Genomic DNA, 10,156 nt, shown 5'->3' on the forward strand with positions numbered 1-10,156 from the left:
GGGATTGGAAGCTGGTGGAAGCGATGTCCCTGGCGGCGATTGCGGCCGGAGCGGACGGTCTGATCATCGAAGTCCATACCTGTCCGGAATGTGCTTGGAGCGATGGGGCGCAGTCGCTGAAGCCGGCGAAGTTTGCCTCCCTGATCGAAAAGGGCCGCGCGATTGCCAAGGTCATCGGACGCGAGCTGTAAGCCGGAATTCACAAATATCTGCAAAGCGCTGCCGCAAGAAGCGGGGGCGTTGATATTCGCAAGCTGTGAAAGTATAGACCTGCAGGACTTCACAGCGGCGTCAAAACCAGACAAAAAGCTGTTTCCCATCGGGTTTTCCAAATCCCGCAGGGAAGCAGCTTTTTTTATTTCTTATCTTTATTCTTTTCCTTCGGCGTCGGCTTGGTTTTCAATTCGGTGAAATCATCCGTGTCGAAGAACTCTGCCAGGGTGATTCCCAATCCGTCGCACAACCGTTTAATCGTGGCGATCGTCGGGGAACTCGTTTCCCGGTTCATCAGATTATTGACCGTCGACTGGGTCATACCGCTGATCTGGGACAGCTGGTAGAGGGACATTCCCTGTTCTTTGGCCAACGCCTGAATTCTGAGCTTGATCGTATGGGAAAGCTCGTTGCTCATCTTCATCTCTCCTTTTTTCCTATCATTAATTCTTCCGTTTTTATTTTACCAGAAAAGCCGCACGGTGGACAGCTTTTCTCATGCGAAATTACCCGGAAATCCTCAATCAACAGGAAATGGCGCCGTCATCCGCCAGCTGCAGGATCTCTTTTAAGCCCCCTTCGGCATGCGGACCCAGCGTCATTGCCGTCAGGGCGCCGCAGGCGGAGGCGAGCCGCATACACTCCTTGAGCGTTTTTCCCTGCAGCACTGATGCGGCGTAACCGGCGAAAAAGGCGTCGCCGGCGCCGTTGGAATCGGCCAGTTTGATCGGCAGGGCGGCAAAGCCTTGCGTTTGTTCCGGTTGGATCAGCTGCGCTCCCCGTGAACCGCAGGTCACGACGATCGCCTGCAGGCGATGTTGAAAATAAGTAGTCAGCGGCTGGCCCAGCACGTGTTCTAAAAGCTGACGCTCCTCTTCGTTGACCTTCAGATGCGTGCATAACCGCATCGTCTTTTCCAACAACTCCGGATCGATCTGATCGCACAGCGGCCCCGGATCAAAAAACAAATCCCGCCCGCCGCGGCAGAACTGATGCAGATAGGCAACGGCGTTTTCACTGTCCGCGCCATAGATCAGATACAGACCCGTCAGGCAGCAGGCCCGGTAATCCAACGCCGGAATCCGCGCCGGATCAAATACTCCTTCACAGCCGCGGTAGGTCATGAATGTCCGTTCCTTCTGATCATCGAGCAGGATCATGCAGAAACCGGTCTTCTGATCCTCGATCACAAACAAACCGTCCATCGCCAAGGCATTGCGGTGGAAGAAAGCCCGGACCTTTTCGATCGACTCCGCTCCTACCGCGGAATATAAAACTGGATCCAGTCCGAATTTTTTCAGGGTGAACGCGGCGTTGATCGGACAGCCGCCGATCCGTTCAAACGTATCCTGAATCAACGTGTCCTGGCCCTTGACAGGAAACTGACTCAGCAGGCAATACCGGTCCAGACACAGTCCGCCCAGCATTAATACAGGGTTCTCCATGGTTGATTTCCTCGCTTTATTTTTACCATAACGGATATATTATAGTGAACTCAGGCATGAAAGTCCATTGAACCCGAGCGGAAAACGACGAAATTTGGTACCATTGCGCCGGCGTTCTATGATAAAATGAAGATGTCGAAAACCCGCGGCCTTTCCGGCTTGCTTTTTTCTTCCGGTCAAGCCGCTGTCAGGGATTTCCACCTTTCCGGTTTCGCCGCTTTTTTCAGGGAAAAAGGTGGGAGACAAAACTAAAGCGAGGTCATAAAATGAAACAATCTGAACAGGAAATGAAAGAATGGGCGCAGCAGCTTAACGCCGTCCATCTGCCGCGGTGGGAGGAGCTGCCGGATATTGACTTGTATATGGATCAGGTCATGACGCTGATGGACCGGTATCTTGATCTGCTTTTAGGTCAGAACCATGAAAAGATCATCACACCGGCGATGGTCAACAATTATGTCAAGCTGAACCTGATCCCCGCCCCGCATAAGAAACAATACAATCGTGTCCATCTGGCATATCTGGTGGCGATTACAATTTTAAAACAGGTTGTGACGATCAAGGAGGTTCGCGTCGGAATATTGTATCAGGCCCATTTAAGCGGCACCCGCAACGCGTATAATCTGTTCTGTTCGCAGCAGGAATACGAATTGAAGAAGGTCGCCGCCCAAATCGATCCGCAGCTGGTGTCCAAGGCTCAGTCAGAACCGATTTCTTTTGATAATCTGGCGCTGAAAATGGCGTCCGGGGCGTTCGCGCAGAAGATTGTCGCCGAAAAAGCGGTTGCGCTGCAGGAGCGGGAATTGAAGCAGATGCAGGAAGAGCACAGCCGCAGCCTGCAGAAATGAGCCGCTTCGTCGTCATCGGCGGAGCGAACGTCGATATCATGGGAATTGCCGACCAGGCGCTGCGTCCGCAGGATTCCAATCCCGGAACGATCCGCACGACGCTGGGCGGAGTCGGCCGCAACATCGCGGAAAATCTGGCACGGTTAGACGAGGCGGTCAGTCTGGTCAGCGTGGTTGGGGACGACAGCTTCGGCCGCTGGATTTTGAAACAAGGCCGCGAATGCGGCGTGGATATGCGCTGGGTTCGATCGCTTCCGGGACAGCGGACATCGGCATTTCTGGCCATCCTTGATCCTGATCACGATTTGCACAGCGCGATTGCGGACATGAGCATTCTTCATCAGCTGGATCAAGCCTCCCTGCAGCCGGTGCTGAACTCACTGAAGCGGGGGGATCTGTTAATCTGCGATACCAATCTGGATCCCGAACTGATCCGCTGGATTGTGACGGAAGCTCCCTGCCCGCTGGCGATGGATCCGCTCAGCGCATCCAAAAGTGAGAAAGCGCGGCCGATTTTAAATCGGCTGACATATTTCAAACCAAATCGGGCGGAAGCGGAACGGCTGTGCGGATTTCCGATTCAGACGCCCGCAAAAATCCGTGCCGCTCTGGACTGGTTTGTTAATCAGGGGGTTAAGGAAACCGTGCTTTCCCTGGGGGCGCAGGGAACTGCAGTAGCGGTCGGACAGCGGCGGCTTTTGATGACGGTGGATCCGCTGCCCCCCGTCAACACTACCGGCGCGGGCGACTGCTTCTTTGCGGTGTATCTGAGCTTTCGCACGCAGGGTGCGGCGGTTGAAGACGCGATTGAATCCGCGGCGGCCGGGGCGGCGCTGACCTTAAGCGATCCCTTGTCCGTCAGCCCTTTGCTGAGCCGGCAGTCGCTTGCGCTGCGGCGCGGACGGCAGTCTTGCCGCTGGTTTGATCTGAACCAAATTTAACCTTCTCTTTCGATATTCGCGCGTAGCCGCAATCGAAACCTAACTCCCGATGAAGAAAGAAAAAGGAGCATGATTATGGAAGAAGTATTGAATATTATTCGCGATGAAACGCTGACCTACCAACAACAGCTGCTTGCCTTAGCCCGTCTGGCGGAGAATATGGACGACACGCTGCAGCGTTCCCCGGAATATCGGCAAGGACAGAAAGACGGCATTTTCTGCGACCTGGGCGAGGGGCTGGCGCCGTATCGGCCGCGCTATATCTGCCCGGATTATACGCAGTTGATGGAAAAAGGATCCCGATTTCTCGATCTGACGCCGCCGCAGGATCTGCTGGAAGCGACCAACGCCCTGCTGATCATGTATCATCACGTACCTTCGATTACCTCGTTTCCAGTCTATCTGGGCAATCTCGACCAGCTGCTGGAACCGTTTGTCCTGAAGGAAACACCGCAGCGGGCGAAGCAGATCCTGAAAATGTTTCTGCTGCATATCGACCGCACGCTGACCGATTCGTTCGTGCATGCCGACCTTGGCCCAGAGGCGACTCGCACTGGCGAGCTGATTCTGCAGCTGAGCGAGGAAATGCAGTGCGCGATGCCGAACCTGACGCTGAAATATGATCCGCTGCTTACCAGTGATGATTTTCTGAAGCGCTGCGCGCTGTGCATGTTAAAGACCGCCAAGCCCTCGTTTGCCAACCACGCGATGTTCACCCGCGAGTGGGGCGAGAACTATGCGATTGCTTCCTGTTACAATGGCTTGAAAGTTGGCGGAGGCGGCTTCACGCTGCCGCGGATCCGGCTGTACGAATGCTCGCTGAAAGCGAAGGATCCGCAGGATTTCCTGGACAACGTGCTGCCGCACTATGTGCAGATCATGCTGGAAATGATGGAAGACCGAATCCGCTTCATCGTTGAAACCAGCGCGTTCTTCAAGGCCAATTTTCTGGTCACGGAAGGGTTTGTCAAGCTTGAGAACTTCACCGGCATGTTCGGCATGGTCGGCCTGGCGGAGTGCGTCAACCACCTGCTGGGGATTGAGGATCCGCGGCGGGGTTATGGCAACAACGCTGCTGCGGATGATCTGGGCGTCAGAATTTTACAACGCTTAAGCGATCTGGTCGCGGGTTTTACTTCGGCCTATTGCGATTGTACGAATCACCACTTCCGTCTGCACGCGCAGGTTGGGATTGATTCCGACGGCCGCGAGAACTCTCCGGGCGCACGGATTCCAGTCGGCGCAGAACCGGGCATGCTGAAGCAGATTCAGCATGCGGCGCGGATGCACGGCTTTTTCCCGACCGGGATCGGCGATATCTTTAAGTTTGAGGAAACCTGGCTGAACACGCCGGAAGCTTTGGGCGATATCATCAAGGGCGCAATGGCCAGCAGAATGCGCTATTTCTCCGGCTATCTCGAGAACAACGATGTCGTCCGCGTGACCGGCTATTTAGTCAAGAAAAGCGAACTGGCGAAGCTCGATCAGCATAAGCAGTCGCTCAACAACGTCAGCATCTTCGGCCAGGGCGCCCGCGACAAAGGCAATGCGCTTGACCGCCGGGTGGAAAAGCGCGGACAATGAAGGCGTTGATCAACCGGATCATTCCCTTTTCCAACGTTGACGGACCCGGTAACCGCTGCGCGATTTTTTTCCAGGGCTGCCCGCTGCATTGCGCATACTGCCACAATCCGGAAACCTGGCAGGTCTGCGATCATTGCGGTCAATGCGTCGCCGGCTGCCCAGCCGGGGCGCTGGCTTTGCGTAAAGGAAAAGTGGTTTGGGATGAAACCCGCTGCGCAGGCTGCGATCAATGCATCCATGTCTGTCCCCATCACGCTTCCTGCAAAGTCAGCGAGCTGACGCCCGAGGCCTTGTTTGAGAAGATTGCGGAAACCTTTCCGTTTATTCAGGGAATTACGGTCAGCGGCGGGGAATGTATGCTTTACGCTGATTTTCTGACGGCGCTGTTTCGCCGTGTCAAGGCGGCCGGGAAAACCTGTCTGATCGATTCCAACGGCGTCATTGATTTTGGGCAATATCCCCAACTGCTCGCTTTGTGCGACGGCGTGATGCTTGATATGAAAGCCATCGACGACGACTTTCACCGCCAGCTCACCGGCGCGTCCAATCGACAGGTACTGGATAATCTGACACTGCTGCTGGAGGCTGGGAAGCTGGAAGAAGTCCGTACGGTGCTGCTGCCACAGTTTCCCAAACAAAATCAGAAGACGGTCCGTGCGGTAAATGAAAGGCTGCAGGGAAAAATTCGTTATAAGCTGCTGCGCTATCGGCCGTTTGGGGTGTGCGAGGAAGGACTGCGGTTCTGCGGCCGGACGATCACGCCGTTGGAAGAAGCCGAGCGTCTGGCGCAGGCTGAAAGCGACCGCGGTTTTCATAACTGTGTCGTTATCTGAACAAAATCAGGGTGCAATTAGATGAATTTGTAAGAGGAAGTCCGTAAGGGCTTCCTTTTTGTCGGCTGTCCTCTTTATAAAACCAACGCGCGCGTGATATAATAAGAAAGCAAGTCAACAAAGGAGATCGGGCGGGATGAAAACACCACAAAAAGCGATATCGCAGCTGATAACGCAGAAGGAAATTTTAGAACAGCTTAAAGAACTCGGCGTCGGCGCCGGCATGATCCTTGAAGTTCATGCGTCGCTCAGCGCGTTCGGATATGTCTGCGGGGGCGCCCAAACGGTCGTTAACGCGTTGATTGAAGCGGTCGGCTACTCTGGTACGCTGCTGATGGCGATGCAATGTTCGGACAACACTGAACCCTCGGCCTGGGAAAATCCGCCGATCGAACGTCATTTGATCAAAGCCGTGCGCGAACAGATGCCGGCGTTTAATAAAAAAGAATCGGATACCCGGGCAATGGGGGCGATCGTCGAGAATCTGCGGCGGCGCGATGGGATCGTCGTTTCTCATCATCCCAACTGCGCTTATGTCGCCTGGGGTAAATATGCCAAGCTGCTTTGCAACCATCAGTCGCTGCATTTTCCGCTGTCTGAGGAATCCCCGGCCGCCCGGTTGTATGAGCTGAAAGGCTCGGTGCTGTTAATGGGCGTCGATTATACCCGCTGTACGGCAATGCATTTAGCGGAATACCGCAGTGAAATCCGGCCGGTGATCCTGCGCGGTGCGGCGGTCGAGCTGGAAGGCAAGCGGATGTGGAAGAAATATCTGGATCTGGATATCGACAGTGAGATCTTTAATAAAATAGGCAAACGCCTGGAGGAAAAAGGCTTTGTCAAAAGAGGCAAGGCCGGTATGGCTGAATTGCGGCTGTTCAAAGCGGACGCCGCGATTGATGAAGCCATGCGCTATCTGGCCAAGGAACACCCGTATGCCCGATATCTTCAACCTGCGCTTTTTTGAAGGTAAACAAAAAGCGGCAGTCCCGTTTTCATAACTCTGTGATAACAGAACACTTTGGCAAGGGTGAATTGGAAAACGACGATGACAAGAATGAAAAAAGCAGCGGATGTCTTATGCCGTTGCTTTTTTACGAGATGTTATTTTGAAACAGCGATTCAATTTCTTTTGAAACAAGGCTTTGCGGCACGGATCCGCCAAAGTCAGATCAGCGCTCATGCGGGTTCAGTGCAAATAACTCGCCAATCCAGGCGCCAAGTTCGCACAGGACAGCTTCATCTGCCGGTTTGAACCGATCCGGGATCGGGGCGTCGATATCCAGCACGCCGACAACTTCGGACTGATAGACCAGCGGGACGACGATTTCACTGCGGCTGGTCTGATCGCAGGCGATATGGCCGGGAAACTGATGAACATCCATGACGACTAAGCATGTATTTTTCTGCGCCGCTGTTCCGCACACGCCTTGCCCTAAGGCGATATGCGTACACGCCGGTTTTCCCTGAAACGGACCCAGGATCAATTCACCCTGCTTCATCAGATAAAATCCTGCCCAGTTGATATTGGGAACGCTCTGCATGATCAGCGCGCTGAGATTGGCCAGGCAGCAGATCAGGTCCGTTTCCTCAAAACACAAGGCTTTCGCGTTATCCAGCAGCGTTTCCATGCGCATTGTTAATTTTTCTTCCATCCTTTTTCCTCCGCTTTTCTCTATTTTAACGGAATCGACAGAAAAAAGGAACGCATCCTGAAAGAATGTGCTATAATATTTCTCGTGAACAGGGGAGCAAATGCTGAGATCCAACGATGGAACAAACCCTTATCACCTGATCTAGGTAAAACTAGCGTAGGGAGTTTACTGATTTTTCCTTACGCCTCACACTTGGAGGTGTTTTTTTATGAAATGGACAACCAAAGATCTCGTCTACATGGCGCTGTACGCTGCATTATTCATCGTACTCGACGTCGCCGTCAACACCCTCGGAATTTTACAGATGCCCAACGGCGGTTCGCTTGGCGTCTCGGTGATTCCGCTGTTAATGGCCAGCTATCATCTGGGCTGGCAGAAAGGCACGGTCGTCGCCGTACTTTCGATTCTGCTGCAGTATGTCACCGGTCCGATGTATACTCCGGACCTGATCGGCTTTCTGCTCGACTATTTCTTCGCCTTTTCCGTTTACGGACTGGCGAGTCTGTTTCCTAACTACAAATGGTTTTACTCCGGCGTGCTGATCACCAACCTTGTCCGGCTGATCTCCAGTACGCTGTCCGGCATTCTCGTCTGGGAAACGGCGCCGTGGGCCTCGCTGGTCTACAATGCCACTTACATGATTCCGACAACGATCCTGTGCCTGGTTCTGCTGCCGTTAGTCATGCCGCGCATCAAACCGTTGATGAACAAGAAATAAAGTCCTGTCTGCAATTAGATCAGAATCGAAAAACTCAGCAATCAGCCGCTTTAATTACAAAAAGACGCAGATTCCAGGAGCCTTTCAGAAGACTTTTGGATCGGCGTTTTTTTATTTCACTAAGGGAGAGACTGACGGAATTCAGCTCAGCTGACTTTCTTCTGATTTGAAGGTTTGGTGCTTCGTGTCGATCTTTTGCGCCTGTTCCTTTTCCAGCTTGTACCAACCCTTTTCAAACATCAGGTCGTAGTTCTTCCGCTGCAGCTGGCTGCTTTCCTGAAACAGACCGAACAGCTTGGTATATAACTCGTTGTTGCTGGCTTCCTGACAGGCTAAGGAATACATATAGGTGATATGTTTGATCGAGATCAGTAAATCATTCAGCCGGTCGCGGTCGTTAAAACGTTTCTCATCCGGTAAAATTTCAGACTTCGGATTCATAACTTCCGGACTGTTCATTCGTTGACACTTCCTTTCAATTCGTCAGTCAGAATGGAATACTGACTTTTCAGAGTTTCGTAGTAATGAGCGGCGAAGTCGCTGACTTGTTTATCTTCGATTTTCCGGCTGTAATCCTCCGCTTTTTTCGCTGTGGTCAGCAGCGTTTCCAGCATATCTGCCAGATAAGAACAATCCTTCGGGGAAAGCATTTTTGGCGGTGTTTTCATCATCCAGCCTCCTTTCTTCTGACAGTATGGTCAGACAGGATGGGTTTATGCGTATTTTCCTGGCGAATCAAACGACTGGATTCCCCTCTTTTCGTTCAGACTAAAAAGAGGTATAATAAATAAGATTTTGTAAAAAAGAAGAAATGAGGTGAATCTCCATGCTGCCTGAAGTGGGATCACAGGTCTACATTCAGAGTTTCAAGCATGACGGTTCGCTGCATCGGACATGGGCTAAAGGCTTCGTTATTGAGGCTGGGGTGCGCCGGGTGATTGCCGTTACCAATAAAACATGGGTCACCGAGGCGGATGGCCGCCGCTGGTTTACACGGGAACCGGCGATTTGCTTCTTCTATCCTGATCACTGGTATAATGTGATCACGATGATTCGGAAGACCGGCATCTATTATTACTGTAATCTTGCTTCTCCAAGTTTATATGACGGCGAGGCAATCAAGAATATTGATTATGATTTGGATGTCAAGCTGTTTCCGGATGGACGCATTGAGATTCTGGATGAAGATGAATATGAGCAGCATGGCCGTGAAATGGGATACAGCGAACCGCTGAAGCATGCCGTAGAAAAAGAGATGGACGTGCTGATCGGCAAGATCAAACGAAAAGAATCGCCGTTCAATCAAAAAGAAATTGAATGTCTGTATCACGAATATCTGGAATTGCTGCACACGGCGCTGCAGGATTCGGAACGTGAGAAACTTTGACCTGATAAAATCGGTCAGAGTTTTTTTGTCGGGACAGTTTCTGACAAGAGGGCAGTTAGGATGAACTGCTTTCACGGAACGCCGCTGAAATGATCAGCATGAATATGAGGAAATCAGAAAACAGGAAAAGATGGAAAAGTCAAATCTTATGAAGCGGAATGGATTAAATCGTTGGGCAATGAAAAAAGAATCGAAGTTTTAAGAAGACTGTATATAACTGAAAAAAACGGGTACGTTGGAAATGAGCAGAGAGGGAAAAGCTTAAAAAGCCTTTAAAATAAGGGGGAAACAAAGTGAGGGGAGAAAATACAAAAAAAATAAAAAAAGATGTTGACAGAAAAGGGGTGATTTGGTAATATTAATGAGCACCTCGCGAGAGGGCGTCGATCTTTGAAAACTAAACAGGAAGAAAAGCACAAATACAACGTCAATTCATAAAGCAGCTATTCTAAGGAATAGTGAAGATAAAACAAAGAGCTAACAAACTCTGACAAATGGAGAGTTTGATCCTGGCTCAGGATGAACGCTGGCG

12 protein-coding genes, 1 pseudogene and 1 riboswitch are annotated in these 10,156 nt (G+C 51.7%); of the genes and pseudogenes, 8 read left to right on the top strand and 5 right to left on the bottom strand.

The features are described 5' to 3' along the window. A pseudogene (locus tag I2D94_RS17430) lies at positions 1 to 191 on the top strand (3-deoxy-7-phosphoheptulonate synthase); the annotation flags it as partial. A gap of 164 nt (positions 192 to 355) precedes the next feature. On the opposite strand, the gene I2D94_RS17435 reads toward I2D94_RS17430, so the two are convergent. Next, entirely contained in the window at positions 356 to 631 is a 276-nt protein-coding gene (locus I2D94_RS17435) for a helix-turn-helix domain-containing protein (RefSeq protein ID WP_072686095.1), read from the bottom strand. A 106-nt stretch (positions 632 to 737) separates the two neighbouring features. Continuing rightward, a complete protein-coding gene (locus I2D94_RS17440; protein WP_195397818.1) occupies positions 738 to 1,658 on the bottom strand; it encodes a carbohydrate kinase family protein in 921 nt (306 codons plus the stop codon). A 266-nt stretch (positions 1,659 to 1,924) separates the two neighbouring features. On the opposite strand from I2D94_RS17440, the gene I2D94_RS17445 reads away from it, so the two are divergent. From I2D94_RS17445 to I2D94_RS17465, 5 genes are all read left to right on the top strand, one after another. After that, positions 1,925 to 2,506: a DUF1836 domain-containing protein gene (locus I2D94_RS17445; RefSeq protein ID WP_072686099.1), complete on the top strand. Its 582-nt coding sequence runs from the start codon at positions 1,925 to 1,927 to the stop codon at positions 2,504 to 2,506. Next, positions 2,503 to 3,447, top strand: a complete 945-nt coding sequence (locus I2D94_RS17450; protein WP_195397819.1) for a carbohydrate kinase family protein — start codon at positions 2,503 to 2,505, stop codon at positions 3,445 to 3,447. The genes I2D94_RS17445 and I2D94_RS17450 overlap by 4 nt, the downstream gene beginning before the upstream one ends. A 75-nt stretch (positions 3,448 to 3,522) precedes the next feature. After that, entirely contained in the window at positions 3,523 to 5,031 is a 1,509-nt protein-coding gene (locus tag I2D94_RS17455; RefSeq protein WP_072686103.1) for a YjjI family glycine radical enzyme, read from the top strand. Continuing rightward, a complete protein-coding gene (locus tag I2D94_RS17460; protein ID WP_072686105.1) occupies positions 5,028 to 5,864 on the top strand; it encodes a YjjW family glycine radical enzyme activase in 837 nt (278 codons plus the stop codon). The genes I2D94_RS17455 and I2D94_RS17460 overlap by 4 nt, the downstream gene beginning before the upstream one ends. 136 nt (positions 5,865 to 6,000) lie before the next feature. Then, positions 6,001 to 6,831, top strand: coding sequence for an aminoglycoside N(3)-acetyltransferase (locus I2D94_RS17465; protein ID WP_072686107.1), 831 nt, complete (start codon positions 6,001 to 6,003; stop codon positions 6,829 to 6,831). Between the two features lie 205 nt (positions 6,832 to 7,036). Here the strand turns inward: I2D94_RS17465 and I2D94_RS17470 are convergent, their stop codons facing one another. Then, entirely contained in the window at positions 7,037 to 7,519 is a 483-nt protein-coding gene (locus I2D94_RS17470; protein WP_072686109.1) for a GAF domain-containing protein, read from the bottom strand. An 80-nt stretch (positions 7,520 to 7,599) separates the two neighbouring features. Then, positions 7,600 to 7,699, top strand: a riboswitch (TPP riboswitch). Between the two features lie 28 nt (positions 7,700 to 7,727). Between I2D94_RS17470 and I2D94_RS17475 the strand changes: the two genes are divergently transcribed. Continuing rightward, positions 7,728 to 8,237: an energy-coupled thiamine transporter ThiT gene (locus tag I2D94_RS17475; RefSeq protein WP_195397820.1), complete on the top strand. Its 510-nt coding sequence runs from the start codon at positions 7,728 to 7,730 to the stop codon at positions 8,235 to 8,237. Positions 8,238 to 8,378: 141 nt separating this feature from the next. Here the strand turns inward: I2D94_RS17475 and I2D94_RS17480 are convergent, their stop codons facing one another. Both I2D94_RS17480 and I2D94_RS17485 read right to left on the bottom strand, forming a co-directional pair. Then, positions 8,379 to 8,696, bottom strand: coding sequence for a spore coat protein (locus I2D94_RS17480; protein ID WP_195397821.1), 318 nt, complete (start codon positions 8,694 to 8,696; stop codon positions 8,379 to 8,381). Beyond that, positions 8,693 to 8,908, bottom strand: a complete 216-nt coding sequence (locus I2D94_RS17485) for a hypothetical protein (protein ID WP_195397822.1) — start codon at positions 8,906 to 8,908, stop codon at positions 8,693 to 8,695. Before I2D94_RS17485 ends, I2D94_RS17480 begins: the two co-directional genes overlap by 4 nt. A gap of 155 nt (positions 8,909 to 9,063) precedes the next feature. On the opposite strand from I2D94_RS17485, the gene I2D94_RS17490 reads away from it, so the two are divergent. Continuing rightward, the gene (locus tag I2D94_RS17490; RefSeq protein WP_072686118.1) at positions 9,064 to 9,624 is read left to right on the top strand and encodes a DUF402 domain-containing protein; all 561 of its coding nucleotides are present in this window, start codon (positions 9,064 to 9,066) and stop codon (positions 9,622 to 9,624) included. The last annotated feature ends 532 nt before the right edge of the window (positions 9,625 to 10,156 follow it).

The sequence above is a fragment of the Holdemania sp. 1001302B_160321_E10 genome (genome assembly GCF_015552275.1).
GTDB lineage: Bacteria > Bacillota_I > Bacilli_A > Erysipelotrichales > Erysipelotrichaceae > Holdemania.